We start from the raw sequence: 26,030 nt of genomic DNA on the forward strand, positions 1-26,030 counted from the left end.
GCTTTTAAGCTGTCTCTGTATGTAACACCTGCGGGTTGGCGTGAAAGAACACATGTTCGAGCACCGGACCGATCGCCACTTCGCCGATTTCCACATAACCCTGGCGTTTGTAAAAGTCCTGATAATGCGGGTTGCCTGTATCGAGCACCACGCCTTCGGAATGTTTGTCCTCAGCGCACCAGTTGTGCACGGCCTCAAGCAACTGTTCGCCATAGTGCAAGCCTTGAAATTCTGGATGGATGCCCAACAGTGGCAGCATGTGTACCGCATCGCCCGGCACGCAGGCCTGGACCGCCTGATGATAGTCAAGATAGCGCCGCGTGCACCGCAGGCCGGTGCTGAGCAGCATGCGCAATTGCCACGCCCAGCTTTCGGTAATGCCCAGGCGCCGCTGAGGCGGTGCGATCAGGGCTATGCCCACAAGACGGTCATTGACCAGCAGGCCCAGCGCGGGCAAGTCCTGCAAAAAATGCTGTTTGACCAACTCCCGGACCGTGGCCCGGACCCGTTGTTCGTAGCCTCGATGCTGCGCCTCAAACAAGTAACGGAACGTCGGTTCATGGCGATAAGCCTGGTAAAGCAAAGAACGTGCTTCCCTTGAATAGCCGCTGTCGAGCATTTGAATCTGGCTGGCAGCGTTCGACGTTTGCGTCATGACAGTTAATCTCCCTGGCGGATGGCGGCACTTCTAGTGAGTACGAGCCTCCGGGGGCCACAACAGTTCAATCGTGACCACGTGCATCCTACGTTAGCAGCGCATTTGCCCCACTGCACGCTGGCCGCTAACATCGCAGTTTTACCCAGGACTGCCCGCCCATGAAAATTGTTTCTTTCAACATTAATGGCCTGCGCGCTCGGCCGCATCAGCTGGCAGCGCTGATCGAAAAACATCAGCCCGACGTGATCGGCCTGCAAGAAACCAAAGTCCATGACGATCAGTTCCCCCTCGCCGATATCGAAGCGCTGGGCTATCACGTGCACTTTCATGGGCAGAAAGGTCATTACGGGGTCGCCCTGCTCTCGCGCCAGGCGCCGCTTGAATTGCACAAAGGCTTCGCCAGCGATGAAGAGGATGCCCAGCGGCGGTTTATCTGGGGCACGTACGCTGACGAAAACGGCCAGCCGGTGACCATCATGAATGGTTACTTCCCACAGGGCGAAAGCCGCGATCACCCCACCAAGTTCCCGGCCAAGCAGCGCTTTTACAGCGACCTGCAACAATTGCTCGAGAGCCAGTTCAGCAACGAGCAGCCATTGATCGTGATGGGCGATATCAATATTTCCCCGCAAGACTGTGACATCGGCATCGGCCCGGACAACGCCAAGCGCTGGCTAAAAACCGGCAAGTGCAGCTTTTTGCCTGAAGAGCGCGAGTGGATGGAACGTCTTAAAGGATGGGGGTTGGTGGACAGCTTCCGCTACCTGCACCCGGATGTGACTGATCGCTTCAGCTGGTTTGACTATCGCAGCCGTGGTTTCGAAGACGAGCCCAAGCGCGGCCTGCGCATCGACGTCATTCTGGCTTCCCGGGGGCTGGTGCCACGCATCAAGGCTGCCGGTGTCGACTACGACCTGCGCGCCATGGAAAAGCCTTCGGACCATGCACCGATCTGGCTGGAATTGAGCTGACCCGGTGCAGGAGCAAGCGTGCTCGCGAGCTTTTTATCGAGCCCGTATTGATTAGCGAGTGAACGCGCCATTCTTGAGAAGCTTGCTCCTGCAGGGTTATGGGACGAAGGTGACAGCCACCACAAAGCCCGGGCCCTGGACCTGTGTCATCGGGCTGAAACACATCTGATTTAAATTGCTGGCACTTCTATGGCTCCAGGAAGGTGCCCGCTGATGCTGCGCTTTATGTCGTTAACCCTGCTCTGGGCGATCACCAGCCTGGCCATTGCCGCGGACTTGCGGATTCAGGGTTCAAACACCATTGGCGCCAATCTTGGGCCGGCGCTGGTGAAGGCCATGCTGGCACAGCAAGGTTTGCACGACATTCACAGCGTCCCGGCATCCCCTCCCAACGAGCACAGCATTGTCGGCACCGACGCGTCGGGCCAGCAAGTGCGGGTGGATGTGGCAGCCCACGGTTCCGGCACCGGGTTTGCCGCACTCAAGGCCGGGAAGGCGGATCTGATAGCGTCCTCACGGCCGATCAAGGACCGTGAACTGGTTGAACTCGAAGCCCTGGGCGACCTGAAGAGCCCGGATGCCGAGCAAATCATCGCCATCGACGGACTGGCAATTATCCTTCACCCGGGCAACCCGCTTAATCAATTGAATACCGAGCAACTGGCACAGATATTCAGCGGCCAGATCTCCACATGGGAGGCTCTGGGCGGTATTACCGGCCCGATTCATTTATATGCCCGTGATGAGCAGTCCGGCACCTGGGAGATTTTTAAAGAGTTGGTACTCAGCCGTACCGGGAACCCTCTAAGCCATACCGCACAGCGTTTCGAGTCCAGTGAGCAGTTGTCGGATGCAGTCAGCAATGACCCTCAGGGCATCGGCTTTATCGGCTTGCCTTACATCCGCGCAGCCAAACCCGTGGCTATCGTCGACGGCCCATCTCAACCGATGCTGCCGCTCAACAGTTTGATTGCCAGCGAAGATTACCCGCTGTCTCGGCGCCTGTACTTCTACCTGCCCCCGGCCACCAGTAATCCCTGGGCCCGGGCGCTGATTAGCTTCACCCAAAGTGCACAGGGTCAGGCCATCGTGGCGCAAAACGGTTTTGTCGCGCAAAGCGTCCAGGCCACTAGCGTGACCCCCGGCGCGCATATGCCCCGGGACTACCAGACGTTGACCACACAGGCGCAGCGTTTGTCAGTCAATTTCCGCTTTGAGGAAGGCAGCGCCTCGCTGGACAACAAGGCGCGTCAGGACTTGCTGCGGGTGGCCGACTATTTAAAGGCCAACGGCAAGCTCGACAGACAAGTGACACTGGTGGGTTTTGGCGATGCCAAGGACGACCCCGAACGCGCGCAACTGCTGTCGAAACTGCGAGCCATGGCAGTACGCCGCGAGCTGGTCAAAAGCGCTGTAGTGCTGCGCGAGATCCGGGGTTACGGCGCGCAGATGCCAGTGGCGGCCAACACCGAAGATGAAGGCCGTATCAAGAATCGCCGGGTTGAAGTCTGGGTGTATTGAACCCGCTCCCACAGCAGTTAGGCCCGATGCCTACAGAGTGGCGTACTTATCCAGTTCAAACTTGCCCACAGCGGCCCGATGCACTTCATCCGGGCCGTCAGCCAGGCGCAGGGTACGTTGCATCGCATACATGTAGGCCAACGGGAAGTCTCCCGAAACCCCTGCGCCGCCATGGATCTGAATGGCCCGATCAATCACCCTCAGTGCCACGTTGGGGGCTATGACCTTGATCTGAGCAATTTCGCTTTTTGCGATTTTATTGCCCGCCGTGTCCATCATGTACGCGGCCTTCAGTGTCAGCAGCCGGGCCATATCGATCTCCATTCGCGAGTCGGCAATTTTGTCGATATTGCCACCCAGCCGCGCCAGCGGTTTACCAAAGGCCGTGCGCGACAGTGAGCGTTTGCACATCAATTCCAGTGCCCGCTCGGCCATGCCGATTGAGCGCATGCAATGGTGAATGCGCCCCGGGCCAAGACGGCCCTGGGCAATCTCAAAACCGCGCCCTTCGCCCAGCAACACGTTTTCGTAAGGCACCCGCACGTTATCGAACAACACTTCGGCATGCCCGTGGGGCGCATCGTCGTATCCGAATACCGGCAATGGCCGTACGATTTTCACCCCCGGCGTGTCGACGGGCACCAGGATCATCGAATGCTGCTCATGGCGCGGGTTCCCGGGATTGCTCAAACCCATGAAGATCAGGATTTTGCAACGCGGGTCACAGGCACCCGAGGTCCACCATTTGCGGCCGTTGATCACCCACTCGTCGCCGTCGCGAACAGCCCGGGCGTCCATATTGGTCGCATCGGACGAAGCAACATCGGGCTCGGTCATGGCAAACGCTGAACGGATCTCGCCACGCAGCAGCGGCTCAAGCCATTGCTGCTTTTGCTGCTCGCTGGCGTAGCGCACCAGTACTTCCATATTGCCGGTATCCGGCGCCGAGCAGTTGAACGGCTCCGGCCCGAGCATCGAACGGCCCATGATTTCAGCCAGCGGCGCGTACTCCAGATTCGTCAGCCCCGCGCCCAGGTCCGATTCAGGCAAAAACAGGTTCCACAGCCCTTCGGCTTTAGCCTTGAGTTTCAACTCTTCCATGACCGCAGTTGGCTGCCAGCGATCACCTTCAGCCACTTGCCGGTCGAAAATCGCCTCGGCCGGGTACACATGAGCGTCCATAAACGCAGTCACGCGCTCGCGCAGTGCCTGAACTTTCGGGGAATAAGCGAAATCCATGGGTGGCTACCTTTTACCGGAAATATCGAGAAGTGATGCCCGATGCTAGAACAGCCGCCTACCATTTACCCTGCCTATTTACCGCGTGTATTACCATTCATAAGCAATATATGATTCGCGAGCACGACTATCTAAAACAAGAGCTCTGAGCCATGAATCTGAACAAGGTTGACCTGAATCTGTTTATCGTCTTCGACGCCATCTACACCGAGGCCAATCTGACTCGCGCCGGACAGATCATCGGTATCACTCAGCCGGCGGTATCCAACGCCCTGGCTCGCCTGCGCGAGAGCTTTAACGACCCGTTGTTCGTGCGCACGGCCCAGGGCATGGTGCCTACGCCAATGGCGCAGAACATTATCAGCCCGGTGCGCAGTGCCCTGGCCCTGTTACGTGTGTCGGTCCAGGAAAGCCGCACCTTCAACCCGCTGCAAGCCAGCAAAACCTTCCGGATGAGCATGACCGACCTGACCGAGGCAGTGATTTTACCCCCGCTGTTTCAACGCTTGCGGCGTCAGGCACCCGCTGTGGTGATTGAGAGTTTTCTTTCGCACCGGCGTGAGACCACCAGCGACCTGGCTGCCGGACGCCTGGATTTCGCCGTGGATGCGCCGCTCAATACCGACCCGCAAGTACGCCACGTCAAGTTAATGGAAGACCGTTACGTCTGTGCCATGCGTCAGGGCCATCCATTGGCTGGCAAGCCCGTGATCAGCCTCGATGAGTATCTGGCGTTGACCCATATTCATATTTCGACCCGCCGCAATGGCCTGGGAGAAGTTGACCTGGCGCTGGGCAAAATGGGCCTGCAGCGCAAGATCACCCTGCGCTCGCAGCATTACCTGATGGCCTCCAATGTGTTGCAACAAACCGACATGGTCATGACCGTGCCCGAACGTTTTGCCCGACGCCATGCCCTGCATTTTGTGAAGTTGCCCCTCAACGAACTGCCCAACGTGGAGACCCATTTGTACTGGCATGAAAGCACCGAGCAAGACCCGGCCAATCGCTGGATGCGCGAGCAACTGATTGAGGTGTGCCAACAGCAGGTCATCCAGGAAAATAAAGCCGGGTCCGCCAGCTTGCTTGACGTAAACGTCAAGCAACCAGTAGCTTAAGCCCATGATTTCTTAAGAGCCCGCCCATGAGCAGCCAGACGTACAGCATTTCCGATCTTGCCCGCGAGCTCGACATCACCACCCGGGCCATCCGCTTTTATGAAGAACAGGGCTTGCTCGCTCCCGAACGACGCGGCCAGGAACGCGTGTATTCAGCACGGGACAAGGTCAGCCTGAAATTGATTTTGCGCGGCAAGCGCATCGGTTTTTCATTGGCCGAATGCCGCGAGCTGATTGAGCTTTACGACCCCACCAGCGGCAATCAAAAACAATTGAACAGCATGCTGACCAAAATCGCCGAGCGCCGTGAGCAGCTGGAGCAGCAATTGCTGGACATTCAACAGATGCAGCTCGAACTCGACACAGCTGAAGAACGCTGCGTCCACGCCCTTGAACAAACCATAAAGAACCAGACAGCCTCCTGACGCTCAAGATCATGCGGGACCCGGGCCGGGTAATCCTTCGGCGCCCGCTGGCAAGCCAGCTCCCACAGGGGGCACAAACAATAAATACGGTGAATCCCCATGACGCTTCCTACCCATGTGCGCCTGATTGAAGTCGGCCCGCGCGACGGTCTGCAAAATGAATCCCTGCCCATCAGCGTGGCGGACAAGGTGCATCTGGTTAACGCCCTGACCGACGCCGGGCTTGGCTACATAGAAGTCGGCAGTTTTGTGTCGCCCAAGTGGGTGCCGCAAATGGCCGGTTCTGCCGAAGTCTTTGCCCGGATCCAGCGCAAGCCCGGCGTGGTCTATGGCGCTCTGACGCCCAACCTGCGCGGATTTGAAGACGCCGTGGCGGCGGGGGTAAAAGAAGTCGCCGTATTTGCCGCTGCCTCGCAAGCGTTCTCGCAACGCAACATCAATTGTTCGATCAGCGAGAGCCTGGAGCGGTTTATCCCCATCATCGACGCCGCCCGCCAGCACGGCATCAGTGTGCGCGGCTACGTTTCCTGCGTGCTCGGTTGCCCCTATGAAGGCCAGGTCGCGCCGCAACAGGTCGCAGCAGTGGCACAAGAGCTCTATGCCATGGGCTGTTACGAGGTTTCTCTGGGCGACACCATCGGCACCGGCACGCCGACGGCAACACGGGCAATGTTTGAAGCGGTAACGGCCCATGTGCCGCGAGAGAAGCTCGCCGGGCATTTCCATGACACCTATGGCCAGGCGCTGGTCAATATCTACGCCAGCCTGCAAGAGGGTATTGCGGTGTTTGACAGCTCTGTCGCAGGGCTGGGCGGCTGCCCGTATGCCAAGGGAGCAAGCGGTAACGTGGCCACCGAAGACGTGTTGTACATGCTCAACGGCATGGGCATCGATACCGGCGTCGACATGGACAAACTGTTACTGGCCGGCGAGCACATCTGCAAAGTGCTGGGCCGTGTTACCGGGTCGCGGGTCGCGAAAGCGCGCCAGGGCTAAAAAATGTGCCTGAGTGTTACCTCGTCATCCCCCAAACGAGTAACACGGAAACAAACCGGCCAGCACAATGGCCGGTTTTTTATTGCCTGAAAAACCAAGTCTTTGATTTATAAGGTTTTTTAAAAGTTGGCACGGCTCCTGCTATCTCTATGGCATAACAAGAATAAAAACCGCAGCAACATAATAAAAACAATACGAAACGACTCTGACATAACAAAAACAACACGGCAGAGACGCAGCTAACAGATTTTTTTGGAGAAGGTTTACTTTTCCGAGGAGCCAAAAGCCACCTCGCAACCGGGCAGAGAATAATAAAACTACCTTCAGGTAGCACCCGCACAGGTTGGATCACAGGTTTGATAGCCAGTGATGAAAGTGGATCAGCGCTCAAAAAAATACGTTTGCTCTTGATCCCGCATGGGGATCGCACAAAACAGCAACAAAGGGCCACGGTTCCAAAAACAACAATAGACCGCCCCTCAATAATAAAAAAAGAGCACGCAACGACATATTAAAGGGGAGCCTCGGCTCCCCTTTGTGTTGTCTGTAATCCCCGTTTTTCTGCAGGAGCGAGCTTGCCTCGCGATGGGGATGGTCGAGCACCGGCTTCAGTGACCCCGTACTGATCCTGTCGCGAGGCAAGCTTGCTCCTAGAGGGCGTTGAGCAAGCCTTACGGTGTGCCAAGTTCCTGAATGCTGATTTCACGCATTTTGAATTTCTGGATTTTGCCGGTCACCGTCATCGGAAACACATCCACAAACTTGAAGTAACGTGGCGTCTTGAAGTGTGCGATACGCGACTTGCACCAGGTTTGCAGTTCCAGCTCGTTGGCCGTATGACCCGGATGAAACTTGATCCAGGCAACGATCTCCTCGCCGTATCGGGCATCGGGGATACCCACAATCTGCACATCTGCCACCGCCGGGTGGGTGAAAAAGAACTCTTCCAGCTCCCGCGGATAAATGTTTTCGCCGCCACGAATAATCATGTCCTTGTTGCGCCCGACGATGCGCACATACCCCTGCTCATCCATTTGTGCCAGGTCCCCGGTATGCATCCAGCCTTCGCTGTCGATTGACTCGCGGGTCGCTTGCGGGTTGTTCCAGTACCCCAGCATCACGCTGTATCCCCGGGTACACAACTCACCGATCTCACCCCGCCCAACAACGTTGCCGTCAGTGTCGATCAGCTTGTTCTCCAGTTGTGGCTGAGTTCGTCCTACGGTGGTAACGCGTAATTCGAGGTCATCTGCAGGGCCGGTCTGCATCGATACCGGGCTGGTTTCAGTCATGCCGTAGGCAATTTGTACCTCCCCCATGTGCATCTCGCTGATGACCCGGCGCATCACCTCAATCGGGCAGGTGGCTCCGGCCATGATCCCCGTGCGCAAGCTCGACAGGTCAAATTCAGCACGCTTCGGGTGGTCGAGCATGGCGATGAACATGGTGGGCACACCGTACAGCGCCGTTGCCCGCTCTTGGGCAACCGCTTGCAAGGTCAAACCGGGATCAAAGGCTTCACTGGGATAAATCATGGTGGTGCCATGGGTCACGCATCCCAGATTGCCCATCACCATGCCAAAACAGTGGTACAGCGGTACCGGAATCACCAACCGGTCGTTGGCCGTCAGCCCCAGGCTTTCGCCAACCATATAGCCATTGTTGAGGATGTTGTGATGGCTGAGGGTCGCCCCCTTTGGAAACCCCGTAGTACCCGAGGTGTACTGAATGTTCACCGGTTGATCGGGGTGCACACCGGCTTGACGGTTATACAGTTGGTCGACAGTAACCCCGGCGCCCAGCGTGCTCAGTTGCGACCACGGCAAAAAGCCGGCGGGGGGCTGAGCATCGAGGCTGATGACACCGCGCAGTTCGGGAAAATGCTCACTCACCAACTGCCCCGCCGACGAATCGGCCAGCGGCGCAATCAGCTCCTGGAGCATGGCGTGATAGTTGGACGTCTTGAACGCACCGGCACAGACCAGCCACTGACACGCCGACTGTTTAAGCACGTATTCCAGTTCAGAGGTCCGGTACGCGGGGTTGATGTTAACCAGGACCACCCCGATTTTTGCGCTGGCAAACTGGCACAAAAACCATTCGACACAGTTGGGTGCCCATACTCCCAGCCGGTCTCCCGCCTGCAAACCCAATGCCAGCAGCCCTCTGGCACACAGGTCAACCGCCTGAGCCAGTTGCCCCCAGGTGTAACGCTGCTGTTGATGGCACACCACCAGCGCGTCGCTATCGCAATAGCGGGCGGCGGTGTGATCGAAAGCCTGACCGATGGTCATCGTCAGCAGCGCTTTGTCCTGAGCGCCCTGACTGTAACTGGGAGCAGAATGTGGCTTCATGAAAACTCCTCTTGTGATTGTTTTGGGAGCATGGGTACGGCGCATGCTGCGCCACTTCATTGACGAGCAGCAATGACTCTGCCTCAAGTTGACGTTAACGTAAAGGTCATTGACAGCCCAAGCCTCCAAGCTTACGTTAACGTAAAGGTTATCAATGGCGACGCTGCACACGCCTCCTACAAGAACAACGATCAAGGTGCCCCATGAGCTACCCGACTTTGAACTTCGCCCTTGGCGAAACCATCGACATGCTGCGCGATCAGGTGCAGGCCTTCGTTGCCGCCGAACTGACCCCACGGGCGGCGCAAATCGACAAAGACAACCTGTTCCCGGCGGATATGTGGCGAAAGTTCGGGGACATGGGTCTGCTGGGTATCACTGTTGCAGAAGAATACGGCGGCACCGGGCTCAGCTATCTGGCCCACGTGGTTGCGATGGAAGAAATCAGCCGGGGCTCGGCCTCCGTCGCCCTCTCCTACGGCGCTCACTCAAACCTGTGCGTCAACCAGATCAACCGCAACGGCACCCACGCACAGAAGCTTAAATACCTGCCCAAACTGATCAGTGGCGAACACGTCGGCGCATTGGCCATGAGTGAGCCGAACGCGGGCTCCGATGTGGTTTCCATGAAGCTGCGGGCCGACAAGCGCGGCGACCACTTTGTGCTCAATGGCAGTAAAACCTGGATCACCAATGGCCCGGATGCCAATACCTACGTGATCTACGCCAAAACCGACATCGAGAAAAATGCCCATGGCATCAGCGCATTTATCGTCGAGCGCGACTGGAAAGGCTTCAGCCGTGGCAAGCACTTCGACAAGCTTGGCATGCGCGGCTCGAACACCGGCGAACTGTTTTTCGATGACGTTGAAGTCCCTGAAGAAAACCTGCTGGGCCCTCTAAACGCCGGCGTTAAAGTCCTGATGAGCGGCCTGGACTACGAACGGGTGGTGCTTTCGGGCGGCCCCACCGGGATCATGCAAGCGTGCATGGACCTGGTGGTGCCTTATATCCACGACCGCAAACAGTTCGGCCAGAGCATCGGCGAGTTTCAGCTGATCCAGGGCAAGGTCGCGGACATGTACACCCAACTCAATGCCAGCCGCGCTTATTTGTACGCTGTTGCAGCCGCTTGCGAACGTGGAGAAACCACACGCAAGGACGCAGCCGGAGTGATTTTGTACAGCGCTGAACGCGCCACCCAGATGGCCCTCGATGCGATCCAGATTCTGGGCGGTAACGGCTATATCAATGAATTCCCTGCCGGACGTCTGTTGCGTGATGCCAAGCTGTATGAAATCGGCGCAGGCACCAGCGAAATCCGCCGCATGCTGATTGGCCGCGAACTGTTTAACGAAACTCGCTAAGGAGCGCGCATGTCCATCCTGCATACGACAGTCAACCCGCGTTCGGCCGAGTTCCTGACCAATCGCGACGCCATGCTCCCCCAGGTTGATGCCCTGCACACCCTGCTCAACCAGGTACAACAGGGTGGCGGCGCCAAGGCCCAGGAACGCCACACCTCACGTGGCAAGTTACTGCCCCGCGAGCGTATCGATCGCTTGCTGGACAGCGGCTCTGCGTTTCTCGAGCTCAGTCAGCTGGCTGCTTATGGTGTTTACGGCGAAGACGTTCCCGCGGCCGGAATAATCGCCGGCATTGGCCGGGTCGAAGGTGTGGAATGCATGATTGTGGCCAACGATGCCACGGTCAAAGGTGGGTCGTATTACCCGTTAACGGTTAAAAAACACTTGCGCGCGCAGACCATTGCCGAGCAGAACCGCCTGCCATGTATCTACCTGGTGGACTCGGGCGGGGCCAATCTGCCGCGCCAGGATGAGGTGTTCCCCGACCGTGAGCACTTCGGCCGGATCTTCTTCAATCAGGCCAACATGAGCGCCGCAGGCATCCCGCAAATCGCCGTGGTGATGGGCTCCTGCACGGCGGGTGGTGCGTATGTACCGGCCATGGCTGACGAAGCCATCATGGTGCGCCAGCAAGCGACGATTTTCCTCGCCGGCCCGCCACTGGTAAAAGCCGCGACCGGCGAAGTGGTCAGTGCTGAAGACCTGGGAGGCGCCGATGTGCACTGCAAAATTTCGGGCGTGGCCGACCATTACGCCGAAAGTGATGAGCACGCCTTGGCTCTGGCACGGCGCAGCGTAGCCAATCTCAATTGGCGCAAGCTTGGCCAGTTGCAGCAACGTGCACCGCTGGCACCGCTGTACAGCACTGAAGAACTGTATGGCATCGTGCCTGCCGACCCCAAGCAGCCTTTTGATGTACGCGAAGTGATCGCGCGGCTGGTGGACGGTTCGGTATTCGATGAGTTCAAGGCCCTGTTCGGCACCACGCTGGTGTGCGGCTTTGCGCATTTGCATGGTTACCCGGTCGCGATCCTGGCCAACAACGGCATTCTGTTTGCCGAATCGGCACAAAAAGGCGCGCACTTCATTGAACTGGCATGCCAGCGCGGCATTCCGTTGATCTTTCTGCAAAACATAACCGGCTTTATGGTCGGGCAAAAATACGAAGCCGGCGGCATCGCCAAACACGGGGCCAAGCTGGTGACCGCAGTAGCCTGCGCCAGGGTCCCCAAATTCACAGTGATCATCGGCGGCAGCTTTGGCGCCGGTAACTACGGTATGTGCGGCCGCGCTTATGACCCGCGCTTTCTGTGGATGTGGCCTAACGCACGGATCGGCGTGATGGGCGCCGAACAGGCCGCAGGCGTTCTGGTGCAAGTCAAGCGCGAGCAGGCCGAACGCAATGGCCTGGTTTTTTCCAGCGAGGAAGAAGCCGGTATCAAACAGCCGATCCTTGACCAGTACGAACATCAAGGCCACCCCTACTACTCCAGCGCCCGGTTGTGGGATGACGGTGTAATCGATCCGGCGCAAACCCGTGACGTATTGGCCCTGGGTCTGTCGGCCGCGTTGAACGCACCCATCGAAGCCACGCGCTTTGGTGTGTTGCGCATGTAACCCGCCCGGTGCCTGCATCGCTGGCGAGCCAGCGCCTACATCCATTTAAGGACTGACGGACATGATCGATTTCAACACCCTGGAACTGCACAACGACCCCCGGGGGTTTGCCACCCTGTGGTTGAGTCGCGAGCAAAAGAATAACGCCTTCAATGCCGAGATGATCCGCGAACTGATCCTGGCGCTGGACGCCGTGCAAGGCGATCCAAATCTGCGTTTTCTGGTGCTGCGTGGACGTGGCAAACATTTCAGCGCCGGCGCCGACCTGGCGTGGATGCAACAGTCAGCCGAGCTCGACTATCACACCAACCTTGATGACGCCCGGCACCTGGCAGAGCTGATGTACAACTTGGCCAAGCTGAAAATCCCGACCATGGCGGTGGTGCAAGGTGCGGCCTATGGCGGTGCGCTGGGGCTGATCAGTGCCTGTGATATGGCCATTGGGGCCAATGATGCTCAGTTCTGCCTGTCCGAAGTCCGGATTGGCCTGGCGCCAGCCGTGATCAGTCCATTCGTGGTGCAAGCCATCGGCGAGCGTGCCGCACGCCGTTATGCCCTGACTGCGGAGCGCTTCAGCGGTGAGCGCGCCCGTGAATTGGGGCTGCTCAGTGAAAGCTACCCCGTGGCCGAACTGGAACAGCAAATCGAGCTGTGGATCGACAACTTGCTGCTCAATAGCCCGCAGGCCATGCGTTCGTGCAAGGACTTGCTGCGTGAAGTCAGCCATGGCGCACCCACCCCGGCCATTCGCCGCTACTGCGAGAATGCCATTGCCCGGATCCGGGTCAGCCCCGAAGGGCAGGAAGGCTTGCGCGCGTTTCTGCAAAAGCGTGCGCCAAGCTGGCAGGCCGACACCTCTACTCAGGAATCACGCCCATGAGCGCGCCTCTGATTACGTCGGTGCTGGTGGCCAACCGGGGCGAAATAGCCTGCCGGGTGATGCGCACGGCCAAGTCTTTGGGCTTGACCACCGTGGCTGTCCACAGCGCCACCGACCGCGACGCACGGCATTGCCGCGAGGCAGATATCTGCGTCGATCTGGGGGGCAACAAGGCGGCTGACAGCTACCTGAAAATCGACAAAATTATTGCTGCTGCCAAAGCCAGTGGTGCGCAGGCAATTCATCCGGGCTACGGCTTCCTGTCCGAAAACGCAGGTTTCGCACGGGCAATTGAGGACGCCGGTCTGGTTTTTCTCGGCCCACCCGCCTCGGCGATTGATGCCATGGGCAGCAAATCGGCGGCCAAGGCGCTGATGGAAATTGCCGGGGTGCCACTGGTACCGGGCTATCACGGTGAAGCGCAGGATCTGGAGACTTTCCGCGTTGCAGCCGAGGCTATCGGCTACCCGGTATTGCTCAAGGCCACGGCCGGTGGCGGCGGCAAAGGCATGAAAGTTGTCGAGGACGTCAGCGAGCTGGGTGAAGCCCTGGCCTCGGCCCAGCGCGAAGCGCTGTCCTCATTTGGCGATGCGCGCATGCTGGTAGAAAAGTATGTGCTCAAGCCACGCCACGTCGAGATCCAGATTTTCGCCGACCGGCACGGCAACTGCCTGTACCTCAATGAGCGCGACTGTTCGATTCAGCGTCGCCACCAAAAGGTCGTTGAAGAAGCCCCGGCCCCTGGCCTCAGTATTGAACAGCGCCAGGCCATGGGCGAATCCGCCGTGCGGGCCGCACAGGCCATTGGTTATGTCGGTGCGGGCACCGTGGAATTTTTGCTGGATGCCCGGGGCGAGTTCTTCTTTATGGAGATGAACACCCGCCTGCAAGTGGAGCATCCGGTGACAGAAGCCATTACCGGGCTGGATCTGGTGGCCTGGCAAATTCGCGTGGCACGTGGTGAGGCGCTACCCATCAGCCAGGCAGAAGTGCCGTTGCGCGGCCATGCCATTGAAGTGCGCCTGTATGCCGAAGACCCGGGCAATGATTTTCTGCCACAAACAGGACGTCTTGAGGTGTATCGCGAGTCTGCCGCCGGGCCCGGCCGCCGCGTCGATAGCGGGGTCAGCGAAGGTGACGAGGTTTCGCCGTTCTACGATCCCATGCTGGGCAAGTTGATTGCCTGGGGGGAAGACCGTGAACAGGCGCGCTTGCGGCTGCTGGCGATGCTTGATGAGTTCGCCATTGGTGGTTTGAAAACCAACCTGGCTTTTTTGCGCCGTATCATCGGCCACCCGGCCTTTGCTGCGGCCGAACTGGATACGGGGTTCATCCCGCGCTACCAGGAGCAATTACTGCCTGCAGCCCAGCCTTTACCCACAGCATTTTGGTCCGCAGCGGGCCAGGCTTTTCAACAAAGTCAGACACAGGCGGTACGCGCAGATGACCCGGCTTCGCCCTGGTCCACCGGCAACGGTTTTCGCTGCGGCCTGCCTGCCCACACCCTGCTGGCCTTGAGTTGCAACGGCGAGCAACACACCGTCAACCTCCACGCGCCGTCAGCGGTCCTTCATGAGGAACAGTTGCAGATTGAACACAACGGCGTGCGTCGCCAGCATCTGGCAATTCGTCGCGACGATACGCTGTATCTGCGCTGGGAGGGCGAGCTGCACAGCATCAAGGCCTATGACCCGATTGCCGCGGCAGGCGCCAGCCATGCCCCGCAGGGTGGCTTGAACGCCCCCATGAACGGCAGCATTGTGCGAATACTGGTTGAGGCCGGGCAAAAGGTCGAAGCCGGCACCCAGTTGGTAGTACTGGAGGCGATGAAAATGGAGCACAGCCTGCGCGCACCTCACGATGGCGTGGTGAAAGCGCTGTTTTGCCAGGAAGGTGAAATGGTCAGCGAAGGCACGGTGCTGGTTGAACTGACGTAAACGCAGCGCCCAAAAAAAGCGGACCTCTGTAAAAGGTCCGCTTTTTTATTCCGGCCCGCAACAACCCGGCCACTGCCCCTAGAGCTTGGTAGTAGCCTGCACTACCACTCCGATAATCCGGCAGTGCTCATCAAACACTGTCTTGGGATATGTCGGGTTCAAAGGCTTGAGGTAGAGCTGACCGCTCTCCTCCATCAACTGGCGAAACGTGGCTTCTTCCGAGCCCGGGGTTCGGGCCACCACCATTTTTCCGGGTTCGGGTTCAATGTCGGGGTCGACCAGAATCATCATCCCTTGTGCAACGCTGATACCTATCGGAGCGGTCATTGCATCGCCCCTCACTTGCAACCAGAACGCTGCACCTTTGGCGTAATGGTCACTGACCTCGAACGCCTCGCCGCGTTCATAGCCCGTCTCTTGCGCCTGCTCGTTGACCTGCCCTGCCGTCACCCAGTTACCGACCGGGTATCGAAACGCAGACGTGATATCGAAGGCATAGTCGTCCGCCGACGTGTCCTCGTTTGCAGCACTGCGATCGCGAATCACCAGGGCAACTTCAAGGTGCTCCAGCCCGAGGGCGTGCAGCACCTTGTTCATCGTTGGCAGGTCGGGTTGACGGCGTTTATTGAGCCAATGACCCACACCGCCCTGAGATGCCCCGACGCGTTCGGCTAGTTTTTCTTGGGTGAGCTTGAGCTCGCGCAATTTGGTTCTGACTAAAGCGATCCATTTATCCATCAGCCGAACAATACGGATTGAATTCGAGCCAACAATACACATTCGGTATTATTTATATCAATTCCAAAAATACCTTATGTACTAATCTGCTGATGGCTGATTCGATTAATCTTAGAACGCAGGCAAATCATGACTCCTATCACAAAAATAACCCCGCAAACCGAGGCGGATATTGAGCTCGAAGCCTTGAAGGACAGCGCCGCTACCCAGCGGGCGCTCGACTATTATTTGAAACCAGCTGTTTCTCAGCAGTTCTTCGAGAAAAAACTGTTCATCGTGCGCAGCGATCTGAGCCAGGAAGAAGCCATGGTCAATGCATCGGATTATCTGCGGTGTGCGATTGCTACCGCGAATGGCGCAGCCGAGAGCCAGCAGGGCTCTCCTCGCGACCTGTTCCTGAGCGTGGCGCACTTTGCCGAGTCAGCCAAGATGCTGCTGGACAAAGCGCTGGATGTTCAGCAAGTGTCTGTGCGCTGAAAGGCCAAAAGGCGCTGGCTGATTCACCTGGATCGGTTGAGATTTGATCGTGCTGGCGGCGCAACACGACTACACAACAGACCCTGTGAGCCAACGCCTTTCAATCATGCGTTCAGGCGCTCCTGAGCGAGGCTGTCGGCAATATCAGTAGTGTTGCGATCCTCAGCTTTGGCTCGCAGGAAGATCTGACGCAAGGTGTCACCAATGCCTTCGACGTGCCGACGTACCTGTTCAGGCGAACCCCCGGTGTACTCGTAGGACACATCAATAATGCCACCCGCATTGATCGCGTAGTCCGGCGCATGCAGGCAACCGCGTCGCCACAACACATCGGCATGAGAGGCTTTGGCCAACTGGTTATTGGCGGCACCGGCAATCACGGGGGCCTGCAGCAACTGCAGCGTTTCGTCGTTGATGATGGCGCCCATCGCACACGGCGAGAACACATCAACGTCCAGCCCGTAAATGTCTTGAGCACCCACTGCGTGAGCACCCAGCTCATCGACTGCACGACGCACGTTAGCCTCCTGGATGTCGTGTACCCAGAGCTCGGCACCCGCAGCCCTTAACTGCTGCGCAAGGTTGAAACCCACTTGCCCCAGGCCCTGGACCGCCACTCGCAAGCCTGTCAGATCGGCACGACCCAGCCGTTGCAAGACCGCTTCACGCAGGCCGATAAACACCCCAAGGGCCGTTGCAGGGGACGGATCTCCGCTGCGAATCCCCCCTCCCAGCTGTTCGCGGGTACCTGCGCCCACCACGTGGCGAGTGCGTTGGCCCATCAAAGCCATTTCGGCGACCCCGGTACCCGAATCTGCGGCCGTGATGTAACGCCCGCCCAAACTCTCGACAAACGCTCCCATGGCCTGAAACAACGCCGGGCTCTTGTCTTTACGCGGATCAGCAATGATCACCGCCTTGCCCCCGCCCAAGGGCAACCCGGCCAGCGCCGATTTGTAAGTCATGCCACGGGACAAGCGCAGTACATCGTTCAAGGCCTGCTGCTCATCGGCATAGGGCCACATGCGGCACCCACCCAGAGCCGGGCCCAAACGCGTGTTGTGTACTGCAATGATGGCCTTGAGCCCGGTGGCTTTGTCGTGACAGAACTGGACTTGTTCGTGCTGATCAAATTCTGGGTGAGTAAAAATCGGCATTTCATTTCTCTCTTGTTTTTAGCCTTGGAAGCAAGCCAGACCGGAAAGTCAGGATCTGACCCGACGCACAGTGCGAAGCAAAAGAGTGAAGGTTTTGCTTAGGATTTTTCTTTCTAAATTGAAGGAAATGTTCTGCTAGTCTGCATTCATCATTCGAAAACAATAAGAAATCAGCACAATTCATGCAGATCAAATTAAGCGCTATCGACCGCAAGATTCTTCGCTTGCTGCAGCACAATGCCGACCTCTCGGCTGCCGAAGTGGCGGAGCACGTTGAGTTATCGCAATCGCCCTGCTGGCGGCGTATTCATCGCTTACAGGAGGAGGGGCTGATCGAGCGCAAGGTCGCCCTGCTCAATCCGAAAAAGCTGGGGCTCAACGTGGTGGTGTTCGTCAATGTGCGCCTTTCAGGCCACGGGCGACGACATCTGACGGAGTTTGAGGAAGCCATCACTGACTACCCCGAAGTGATCGAGTGCTACACCATGGCCGGCGATATGGATTACCTGCTCAAAGTCGTGACCCACGACATCGACAGTTACGAGCGTTTTTTGCGCGACCACTTATTGCAGAAGCCACATGTCCAGGAAGCGCATTCAAATATCGCCATGAGCGAGGTCAAACGCACCACCGAGTTGTTGCTGGACTGAAAACTGTCTGGCCGTGAGGCCACGAGATAGAGGGGTTCAGCGAGGAATGGATAAATAATCCAGGGAAAGCGAGGAAAATAATTTGACTTGCAAATAGGAATGATTATTATTGCATGCAGCTGGTCGCGAGATCAGTCGATAATTCAAGGGACCTTAGGTCGGTCTTTTGAATTAGCTCCTCATCAGGCTAATCACGGTTATTTGACCCGGCTTATGGCCGGGTCTTTTTTTTGCGGCCAGTTATCTGGCTCTGCGTGCTTCAGGCTAATGAAGTCTGGTGTGCGACCGGTTTTTTTCAGTGGCCGCTACGATGCGGGCGATGATAGCAAAAGAACATCGACGAACGGAAGCCTGAAGTCCCTGGGCGATGGCCGTAATGGCAATTTAGCACTTGAGAATCACTCGCAAATACACTATTCTTGCGCGGCGTCAAGGATGACGCCCCCCCCCCTTCAGTTTCCCCCTCCCCGTCCTCCAAAATTCCGTATTGGCCCGGCGCCATTGCGAGGTAAAGTAACGCCCACAATTATCAGATTCCGGGACTTTGACGATGACCGTGGCGCCCTCTTCACTCCGCATCAGCAGTGACTTTGACAGCGGCAATATCCAGGTGCTGGATGCCAGTGACCCTTTGCACGTCAAGCTTGCGATCAAACCCGATACCCGCAGCCCGCACTTTCAGTGGTTCCACTTCAAGGCCGAAGGCCTGACACCTGGCCAGACCCATCATTTTCAGTTGAGCAACGCCAGCCAGTCCTCCTACAACAAAGCGTGGGATGGCTACCAGGCCGTGGCGTCTTATGACCACGAAACCTGGTTCCGGGTACCTACTGAATTCGACGGCAAATCGTTGAATTTCAGCGTGCAGGCCGAACACCCACACATCTGGTTTGCTTATTTCGAACCCTATAGCCGCGAGCGTCATGATCAATTGATCAAGAATGCCCTCCAATGGTCGGGCTGCGAATTGCTGGCAGTCGGCAAAAGTGTTGAAGGCCGCGACATTCAGCTTTTGCGCAAAGGCAATGGCGCCAGCCACAAGCGCAAAATCTGGATCATCGCCCAGCAGCACCCCGGTGAGCACATGGCCGAATGGTTCATGCAAGGGGTCCTCGAGCGTCTGGAACAAGGCAGCGACCCGCAACTGCGCAAATTGCTGGACTTCGCCGACCTTTACCTGATCCCCAACATGAATCCCGACGGCGCGTACCACGGCCACTTGCGGACCAACGCCAACGGCCAGGACCTGAACCGCGCCTGGCAAAACACCGACCCCAATGTCAGCCCTGAAGTGTTCTTTGCGCTTGAACAAATGACTCACTACGGCGTGGACCTGTTTCTGGATATTCACGGGGACGAAGAAATCCCTTATGTGTTCACTGCAGGCTGCGAAGGCAATCCGGGTTACACCGAACGCCTGGCCACTCTGGAAGAGCGTTTTCGCAACCATCTCAGCAACCTGACGCGAGACTTCCAGACCACCCATGGCTATACCCGCGATGAACCCGGCCAGGCCAATATGACCCTGGCCTGCAACAGCGTCGGACAACGCTTTGACTGCCTGTCGCTGACCCTTGAGATGCCGTTCAAGGACAACAATGACGCTCCTGCCCCACAAACCGGCTGGGATGGAAAACGCTCCATGCAACTGGGCAAAAGTGTGTTGAGCACCTTGTCGGACATGGTTCGCGAGTTGCGCTAAACCCCGAATAAGCGGCGGCACGAGGTAAAGCTTCCTCGCTGCTGCCACTTCCTGTCGATTTTCACGAGAACTCTAAGCCTGTTTATGGATACCCTCGCAAAACTGCGCGCTGGCCAATTGGCAGGCCACAAACGTCTTGATCTGTCCTGTGGGCTGACCGAGTTCCCGACCGAGATTTTTCAACTGGCAGACTCGCTGGAAATTCTCAATCTGAGCGGCAACGCTCTGAGCAGCCTGCCCGACGATCTACATCGCCTGACTCATTTACGGATTCTGTTTTGCTCGGACAACAGGTTCACCGAGTTGCCCGAATGCCTGGGCCAGTGCACGCAGTTGAGCATGATTGGCTTCAAAGCCAACCGCATCGCGTCAGTACCCGGCACTTCACTCCCCCCCCAACTGCGCTGGCTGATACTGACCGACAACTGCATCGAGCACATGCCCGAAGAATTGGGTCAGCGACCGCTGCTGCAAAAGCTGATGCTGGCAGGTAATCGCCTGCAACAACTGCCCGCCAGCCTGGCTAACTGCGAACGTCTGGAACTGATTCGTCTGTCTACCAACCAATTGCATGAAGTGCCCGACTGGCTGTTGACCTTGCCCGGGCTGAGCTGGCTGGCCTATGCCGGCAATCCGTTGCGAGAGGATGCCAGCGCTCATCTACCAGCCGACAACACGCCGGACATCGACTGGTCGCAACTTGAGCTTGAGCAAAAACTGGGCGAAGGGGCATCCGGCATTATCTCCAGAGCACAGTGGAGTGCACCCGGGCAGGCAAGCAGATCCGTTGCCGTCAAACTCTACAAAGGCAGCATCACCAGCGATGGCTCGCCACTCAATGAAATGAACGCCTGCATTGCAGCCGGCCAGCATCCAAACCTGATCAAAGTGCTGGGCCGTGTCACGGGCCATCCTGACAACACTGCGGGGCTGGTGATGGAGTTGATCGACCCGTCATTCGCCAATCTCGCCGCGCTGCCAAGCTTCGACACCTGCAGCCGTGACGTGTATGCCGCAACTACCCGCTTTAGCGCCGACAGCGCATTACGCATTGCCCGCGGCGTGGCTTCGGCAGCCGGTCATTTGCATGCGCAGGGCATCTGTCATGGTGATTTATACGCGCACAATATTTTGTTCAATGCCCAAGGGGACTGCCTGCTGGGCGACTTTGGCGCCGCGTGCTTTCACGCCATTGACGACAGCCCGCACACCCGCGCCTTGCAGCGCATTGAAGTGCGTGCGTTCGGGATCTTGTTGGGGGAATTGCTGGAGCGGATCGACTCGGGGTTGAGCGATCAACAGCGAGATCGGCTGCAAGACTTACAGCAGCGCTGCATACAGCCTGATGTACTGGCACGGCCAGCCTTTGTCGACATCACCCGGGCACTGGGATAAATGCCTGATGTTGTAGCCGCCGGCGCTGGCTGCAATGGGGCACAGTGGCCCTCACGTTTGTGAAGGCCCTGCGGTCCTTATCGCAGCCTGCGCCAGTGGCTACACGGAATTAAGCCAACGCCACAAACATCTCTTGTACGTCGTCCTGCTCTTCCAGCTTTGCCAGGAACTCTTGAACTTCAGCCATCTGCTCGTCGGTCAAACCGCTGACCGGGTTTTTCGGCTGATAGCCCAGCTTGGCCGACAACACGGTGAAACCGTGCTCCGGCAGGGCTTTTTGTACGGCATCGAGGTCCGTCGGTTCAGTGATGAACAGCGTAGTGCCTTCCTCTTCACCTTCCTCAAAGTCCTGGGCACCGGCTTCAATCGCCGCCATTTCAGGATCGGCATCCGGGGTGTCCGGTTTGGCTTCGATCATGCCGACATGGTTGAAGTCCCACGCCACCGAACCCGAGGCGCCCAATTGGCCCTTGCGGAAGGCCACACGGATTTCAGCCACCGTGCGGTTAATGTTGTCAGTCAGGCATTCGATGATCAGTGGTACCTGATGCGGCGCAAAACCTTCGTACGTGACGCGGTGATATTGCACCGCCTCAGTACCGATACCGGCGCCTTTGTTGATGGCGCGCTTGATCGTGTCCGCCGGCATCGAGGCCTTTTTGGCTTGCTCATACACCAGACGCAGATGCGAATTCATGTCCGGGTCCGCGCCATTACGGGCAGCGACCGTCAGTTCCTTGGCCAGCTTGCCAAAAATCTTGCCGCGGCTGTTGGCGGCGTCCGCTTTGTGTTTAACCTTCCACTGTGCGCCCATTACTCACTCTCTCAATCTGCTGTGTCGCGGCGGGTAGGCCGTCGAATGGGCGCAAGTTTATACGGCCAGAAGTCGTCAATCGACCAAAAAATCCAATCGGTCTGCCCTCAGCCCTTGTCCGCCTTGCCCGCCGCGGCGGCAAATTTGGCCAAACGCACGTCCAGATGCCTTGGCCTGCGCCCGTGATCCTCTGCCCGCTCCTTGCGGCGAATGGCATTGCGCACCATCAACGAGCCCAAATAGCGAATCGGCTCGGGCGGGAAGTAACCCAGCGGGCCGTTGACCAGCGGCGAGCGCGTCCAGTCGTTGGCGTGGCCCTGGACCAGCGACGCCAAAATCTGCCCGCCCATATGACAGGGGCCCACACCGCTTCCCGAGTAGCCAAAACCGTAGAACACATTGCCATGGCTGCTCATCTGCCCGAAAAACGGCAAGCCGGTCACTGAGCGGTCCGACGGCCCGTTCCAGGTGGCCTCGATACCCACACCGGCAAACGCCGGAAAAAACTGCTGCAAACTTTTTTGCAGCGACCCGGCATAGGGCGAAGGCTGATCAAACACCGGCAGCATGCGCCCGCCATAGGCAAAGGTATTACCGCCCTTGCCCAGCATGATTCGACCGTCCGGGGTGTTGTGGTAGTAGTGCACAAAAATTCGCGAATCCAGCACCGTCACGCCACTGGTAAGGCCGATCTCTTGCAGTAAATCCGGGCGCGGCTCGGTAATCAGCATGTCGCTGGACACAATCGCCACACTGCGGGAGAACTGCGGGAACGCCCTGGCCATCCAGGCGTTCATCGCCAGTACCACACGGTCGGCGCGAATACTGCCGGTCGGGGTCCGGATCAGGGCCGGGGAACCTTCTTCCAGGCCGACCATGGGGGTGTTTTCATGAATCCGGACCCCCAACTGCAAAGCGACCCGACGCAAACCGCGCACCAGTTTGCCCGGCTGCACACTGGCAGCGGCCGGAGAGAACCAGCCCTCGGCATGTTGGGCCGAGCCGGCACGACGCTGCACTTCATCCACCGCCAGCTTGCTGAAGGAGTTTATGGACTGGCGCTCCAGCGCGGCAATCACCCCGTCGGTCGAGCCGACCTGGGCCTGATTGGTGGCGGTGTAGAGCGTGCCATCCAGCCGGTAATCGGCATCTACCCCATACTTTTCGCAAAACGCGCCTATCGCATAGATGCTCTGCTCCGAGGCTTTCACCAGCCGCACCGCCTCCTCCACCCCGAACAGACGCTCAAGGGTGAAATACTTGGCCGACCACGACAGTGCGCAGCCCCCATTGCGCCCGCTGGCCCCCGCTCCGCAGATATCGGCCTCAATCAGCAACACGTCCAGCTCCGGGTTCTGCTCCTTGAGCATGATGGCCGTCCACAGCCCGGTATAACCGCCGCCCACGATGCAGACATGGGCACGGGCCTCACCCGTCAATGCTTCACAAGGCTCGACATGTTCCAGGGCAAGCGCCTGTTCCAGCCAAAAAGGTCGCATGGATAGTTCTCCCACTCAGGTACGAAAAGGCTTGATCAACAACGGATGGTTGGGCACGAAGGCACATTCGCGTTTGTACCCGTCAGGACGGCTGTTCCAGTGCGGGACCAGCACCAGCGCACTAAAGAGTGCGCAGACGGCAAAGACGATAAACACGGTGACCGTATCGAAATAGCCCGGCAGCAGACCACCCAGCACCGCCCCGACCGAACCGCAGCCGTTTACAAAACCCGCCGCCGTGGCACCGGCTTTGGCCGTGCCAAAGTCAATCGCTGCGGCGCCACAGATCATCGAATCCGGTCCGTACAGGGTCAGCCCCATCACAAACAAGAGGGCAACCACCAACAGCACGCTGCCGGACTGCAAAGCCCCCATAAAGAACGCCAGAGAAATGGTCAGCGCCAGCAGACTCAATATGCAGGCGGGCATACGCCGGGCACCGAAGATTTTGTCTGAGGCCAGACCAATCAGGACCGGCCCCAGCAAACCGGCCAGCTCAAACGCCGTGGGAATAATCGCCGCGCCGACCTTGCCCACTTGGGGCATCTGCTCGAAGACAATCACCGGCCCCCACAGCAGAATCGCGTACCGCGCCGGCTTGAGCATGAAGTACGCAAGACCCAGGGTCAGGACCGTTCGATTGCGCATGATTTCGCGCAGTGGAGCCCAAAGGCTGAGGCGTTTTTCGGCGGCCTGTTCTTCAGCCGTCATCCGGGGTTCGGGCTCGACCGTTGGCAAACCGACATCTTCGGGCTTGTTGCGCTGGAAGATAAAAAACAGCACCGCAGCCACCGCCACCACTGCTGCGCTTGAAATAAATGCCGCGTGCCACGTGCCCATCAAGGTGTAGGCCCACCAACCGGCAAACGGCGACGCTACCAACCCGCCAAAGGCGTAACTCGAACTCCACAGCCCCAGCACCCGACCACGCTGCTCTGCCGGAAAAAAACTGCCGATGTTCTTGCACAGTGCCGCCCAGCCCGTGGATTGCGCCAGCCCCTGGATCAGCATGCAGGTGGCGAATATCGGCAAGGTGGCAAAAGTGCCCATCATCAACGCGGCCAACGCTGAAATGATCAAACCGCCCATCACTACCACTCGCGGCCCATAACGGTCAGCGAGGATGCCCCAGGTAAACTGCCCGATCGCGTAGGCCGCAAGGTACACAGCATCGAGATTGGCCATTGCCATCTTATCCAGATGGAAGTTGGGGTCTTCAGCTATGCCCAGTTTTGCAACCGAGAACGCTTTACGGGTGAAGTAGAAGGCCGCGTAGGCCAGCCAAGTGATGGCAAAAACCTGCACGCGCCAACGCTTGATGGTGCCAATGGACTTGTTCATTTCGGGTCTGACCTCAGAGGTGGATGTGCCGGCAGAATCAAAAAAATCTCGCCTGTTTTTTTATTGTGTTGAGCACTTCAATACCGCCTTCAGACATGGACGGCATCAATCAGACAAACCGTGGCGATCCCGTTTTTAGCGGGCTTGAGAATCGCACCGGTCGTGTCACAACCCGGTGCTATCGAGGACATAACGCCGGGCGGGATCGATCAAAGCAATTACTGACTAATAGGTAAAATCGATTTATCGTATTTCACTCATAAGCTCAGCTTGTAAGAGATAACCCGATGCCGGTTTCCCATGCGCAGTTGAAAGCCTTTCATGCGGTTGCCGTCCACGGCAGCTTCACCCGGGCTGCCGAGCGGCTGTATTTAAGTCAGCCAGCCATTTCGGATCAGGTGCGAAAACTCGAAGATCGCTTCGGGGTTTTGCTGTTCCACCGCAATAAACGCTCGGTGCGCCTGACCGACCTGGGGGAGCGTTTGCTGAGCATCACCCAGCGCCTGTTTGTGGTGCAGGCCGAAGCCCAGGAATTGCTGGAGGACTCCCAGGCTTTGCAAACCGGCAGCCTGGTGCTGGCCGTAGATGCCCCCGTGCATGTACTGCCGCAAATTGCCCGCTTCTGCGAACGCTACCCCGGGATCACGGTAAAAATCGAAACCGGTAACACCGACGAATCTCTGGCCCGGCTGTTCAACTATCAGGCCGACCTGGCGCTGCTGGGGCGCGACGTCAATGACCAGAGGCTGCTTAGCCTGCGATTGCGCAGTGACCCAATGGTGGCGTTTGTGGCCCGCTCCCATCCGTGGGCCAGTCGCAGTTCCATATGCCTGGCAGATCTGGAAGACACGCCGCTGGTGTTGCGCGAAGTTGGCTCTGTAACCCGCCAGACCCTGGAAGAGGAAATGAATCAGGCAGGCCTGCGGATGCGGGCCGCGATTCAAGTCGAAGGCCGCGAAGCCGCGCGTGAGGCGGTGGTGGTCGGTATTGGAGTGGGGGTGGTGTCAGCAGCAGAGTTTGGTTCTGACTCGCGGGTGATCGCCCTGCCCATCACCGACTGTACGCGGCGCCTGACCGAAACCCTGGTCTGCCTGCAGGAACAAAGCTCCCGGCGGGTGGTGGAGACTTTTCTGGATATTGTGCGGGAGAGTTTGTAAGCCCTTGCAAATCCCCA

22 protein-coding genes are annotated in these 26,030 nt (G+C 58.1%); 14 read left to right on the top strand and 8 right to left on the bottom strand.

The features are described 5' to 3' along the window. Positions 1 to 4: 4 nt before the first annotated feature. The gene (locus ACP7BO_RS05125; RefSeq protein WP_060694149.1) at positions 5 to 655 is read right to left on the bottom strand and encodes a GNAT family N-acetyltransferase; all 651 of its coding nucleotides are present in this window, start codon (positions 653 to 655) and stop codon (positions 5 to 7) included. Positions 656 to 816: 161 nt separating this feature from the next. On the opposite strand from ACP7BO_RS05125, the gene xthA reads away from it, so the two are divergent. Next, positions 817 to 1,629, top strand: a complete 813-nt coding sequence (gene xthA / locus ACP7BO_RS05130; RefSeq protein WP_397454423.1) for an exodeoxyribonuclease III — start codon at positions 817 to 819, stop codon at positions 1,627 to 1,629. Between the two features lie 213 nt (positions 1,630 to 1,842). Beyond that, a complete protein-coding gene (locus ACP7BO_RS05135) occupies positions 1,843 to 3,150 on the top strand; it encodes a substrate-binding domain-containing protein (RefSeq protein WP_426208977.1) in 1,308 nt (435 codons plus the stop codon). Between the two features lie 30 nt (positions 3,151 to 3,180). Here the strand turns inward: ACP7BO_RS05135 and ACP7BO_RS05140 are convergent, their stop codons facing one another. Continuing rightward, positions 3,181 to 4,389: an acyl-CoA dehydrogenase gene (locus ACP7BO_RS05140; RefSeq protein WP_426208979.1), complete on the bottom strand. Its 1,209-nt coding sequence runs from the start codon at positions 4,387 to 4,389 to the stop codon at positions 3,181 to 3,183. Positions 4,390 to 4,541: 152 nt separating this feature from the next. On the opposite strand from ACP7BO_RS05140, the gene ACP7BO_RS05145 reads away from it, so the two are divergent. The 3 genes from ACP7BO_RS05145 to ACP7BO_RS05155 all read left to right on the top strand — a co-directional run bounded on the left by ACP7BO_RS05145 (position 4,542) and on the right by ACP7BO_RS05155 (position 6,928). Continuing rightward, positions 4,542 to 5,507, top strand: coding sequence for a LysR family transcriptional regulator (locus ACP7BO_RS05145; protein ID WP_397454426.1), 966 nt, complete (start codon positions 4,542 to 4,544; stop codon positions 5,505 to 5,507). Positions 5,508 to 5,533: 26 nt separating this feature from the next. Continuing rightward, positions 5,534 to 5,932, top strand: coding sequence for a MerR family transcriptional regulator (locus tag ACP7BO_RS05150; protein WP_426208981.1), 399 nt, complete (start codon positions 5,534 to 5,536; stop codon positions 5,930 to 5,932). Positions 5,933 to 6,031: 99 nt separating this feature from the next. Continuing rightward, positions 6,032 to 6,928, top strand: coding sequence for a hydroxymethylglutaryl-CoA lyase (locus tag ACP7BO_RS05155; protein WP_397454427.1), 897 nt, complete (start codon positions 6,032 to 6,034; stop codon positions 6,926 to 6,928). Between the two features lie 671 nt (positions 6,929 to 7,599). Here ACP7BO_RS05155 and ACP7BO_RS05160 read toward each other — a convergent pair. Continuing rightward, entirely contained in the window at positions 7,600 to 9,282 is a 1,683-nt protein-coding gene (locus tag ACP7BO_RS05160; protein ID WP_397454428.1) for an AMP-binding protein, read from the bottom strand. A gap of 203 nt (positions 9,283 to 9,485) precedes the next feature. On the opposite strand from ACP7BO_RS05160, the gene ACP7BO_RS05165 reads away from it, so the two are divergent. From ACP7BO_RS05165 to ACP7BO_RS05180, 4 genes are all read left to right on the top strand, one after another. Beyond that, positions 9,486 to 10,649, top strand: coding sequence for an isovaleryl-CoA dehydrogenase (locus ACP7BO_RS05165; RefSeq protein WP_397454429.1), 1,164 nt, complete (start codon positions 9,486 to 9,488; stop codon positions 10,647 to 10,649). 9 nt (positions 10,650 to 10,658) lie between these two features. After that, positions 10,659 to 12,266, top strand: coding sequence for a carboxyl transferase domain-containing protein (locus ACP7BO_RS05170; RefSeq protein ID WP_426208984.1), 1,608 nt, complete (start codon positions 10,659 to 10,661; stop codon positions 12,264 to 12,266). A 61-nt stretch (positions 12,267 to 12,327) separates the two neighbouring features. Continuing rightward, on the top strand, positions 12,328 to 13,146 hold the full coding sequence (locus tag ACP7BO_RS05175; RefSeq protein WP_060694168.1) for a gamma-carboxygeranoyl-CoA hydratase: 819 nt from the start codon (positions 12,328 to 12,330) through the stop codon (positions 13,144 to 13,146). Continuing rightward, the gene (locus ACP7BO_RS05180; RefSeq protein WP_426208986.1) at positions 13,143 to 15,083 is read left to right on the top strand and encodes an acetyl/propionyl/methylcrotonyl-CoA carboxylase subunit alpha; all 1,941 of its coding nucleotides are present in this window, start codon (positions 13,143 to 13,145) and stop codon (positions 15,081 to 15,083) included. The genes ACP7BO_RS05175 and ACP7BO_RS05180 overlap by 4 nt, the downstream gene beginning before the upstream one ends. Positions 15,084 to 15,161: 78 nt before the next feature. Here the strand turns inward: ACP7BO_RS05180 and ACP7BO_RS05185 are convergent, their stop codons facing one another. After that, positions 15,162 to 15,821: a LexA family protein gene (locus ACP7BO_RS05185; RefSeq protein WP_060694173.1), complete on the bottom strand. Its 660-nt coding sequence runs from the start codon at positions 15,819 to 15,821 to the stop codon at positions 15,162 to 15,164. Positions 15,822 to 15,950: 129 nt separating this feature from the next. Between ACP7BO_RS05185 and ACP7BO_RS05190 the strand changes: the two genes are divergently transcribed. Continuing rightward, the gene (locus ACP7BO_RS05190) at positions 15,951 to 16,298 is read left to right on the top strand and encodes a DUF6124 family protein (RefSeq protein WP_397454432.1); all 348 of its coding nucleotides are present in this window, start codon (positions 15,951 to 15,953) and stop codon (positions 16,296 to 16,298) included. 104 nt (positions 16,299 to 16,402) lie between these two features. Here ACP7BO_RS05190 and ACP7BO_RS05195 read toward each other — a convergent pair whose 3' ends face one another. Next, positions 16,403 to 17,455 carry a Glu/Leu/Phe/Val dehydrogenase dimerization domain-containing protein gene (locus ACP7BO_RS05195; RefSeq protein WP_426208988.1) on the bottom strand — a complete coding sequence of 351 codons (1,053 nt, stop codon included), beginning with the start codon at positions 17,453 to 17,455 and terminating at the stop codon, positions 16,403 to 16,405. Between the two features lie 182 nt (positions 17,456 to 17,637). Between ACP7BO_RS05195 and ACP7BO_RS05200 the strand changes: the two genes are divergently transcribed. From ACP7BO_RS05200 to ACP7BO_RS05210, 3 genes are all read left to right on the top strand, one after another. Continuing rightward, entirely contained in the window at positions 17,638 to 18,105 is a 468-nt protein-coding gene (locus ACP7BO_RS05200) for an Lrp/AsnC family transcriptional regulator (protein ID WP_016782348.1), read from the top strand. A gap of 550 nt (positions 18,106 to 18,655) precedes the next feature. Then, positions 18,656 to 19,807: a M14 family metallopeptidase gene (locus ACP7BO_RS05205; RefSeq protein WP_426208990.1), complete on the top strand. Its 1,152-nt coding sequence runs from the start codon at positions 18,656 to 18,658 to the stop codon at positions 19,805 to 19,807. Positions 19,808 to 19,891: 84 nt separating this feature from the next. Continuing rightward, complete coding sequence (locus ACP7BO_RS05210) at positions 19,892 to 21,202, top strand: protein kinase (protein ID WP_426208992.1); 1,311 nt, start codon at positions 19,892 to 19,894, stop codon at positions 21,200 to 21,202. A 109-nt stretch (positions 21,203 to 21,311) separates the two neighbouring features. Here ACP7BO_RS05210 and ACP7BO_RS05215 read toward each other — a convergent pair whose 3' ends face one another. The 3 genes from ACP7BO_RS05215 to ACP7BO_RS05225 all read right to left on the bottom strand — a co-directional run bounded on the left by ACP7BO_RS05215 (position 21,312) and on the right by ACP7BO_RS05225 (position 24,856). After that, the gene (locus ACP7BO_RS05215; protein WP_060694185.1) at positions 21,312 to 22,016 is read right to left on the bottom strand and encodes a YebC/PmpR family DNA-binding transcriptional regulator; all 705 of its coding nucleotides are present in this window, start codon (positions 22,014 to 22,016) and stop codon (positions 21,312 to 21,314) included. Positions 22,017 to 22,123: 107 nt separating this feature from the next. Continuing rightward, positions 22,124 to 23,515 carry an FAD-dependent oxidoreductase gene (locus tag ACP7BO_RS05220; RefSeq protein ID WP_397454435.1) on the bottom strand — a complete coding sequence of 464 codons (1,392 nt, stop codon included), beginning with the start codon at positions 23,513 to 23,515 and terminating at the stop codon, positions 22,124 to 22,126. Positions 23,516 to 23,530: 15 nt separating this feature from the next. Beyond that, positions 23,531 to 24,856, bottom strand: coding sequence for an MFS transporter (locus tag ACP7BO_RS05225; RefSeq protein WP_426208995.1), 1,326 nt, complete (start codon positions 24,854 to 24,856; stop codon positions 23,531 to 23,533). A 287-nt stretch (positions 24,857 to 25,143) separates the two neighbouring features. Here ACP7BO_RS05225 and ACP7BO_RS05230 point away from each other — a divergent pair, with 287 nt between their 5' ends. Further along, positions 25,144 to 26,013 (top strand): LysR substrate-binding domain-containing protein, encoded by an 870-nt coding sequence (locus ACP7BO_RS05230; protein WP_397454437.1) that lies wholly within the window; start codon positions 25,144 to 25,146, stop codon positions 26,011 to 26,013. The last annotated feature ends 17 nt before the right edge of the window (positions 26,014 to 26,030 follow it).

Origin of the sequence: Pseudomonas sp. TWR2-1-1 (assembly GCF_049897045.1) — a bacterium.
In the GTDB taxonomy this organism is placed as follows: Bacteria; Pseudomonadota; Gammaproteobacteria; order Pseudomonadales; family Pseudomonadaceae; genus Aquipseudomonas; species Aquipseudomonas versuta.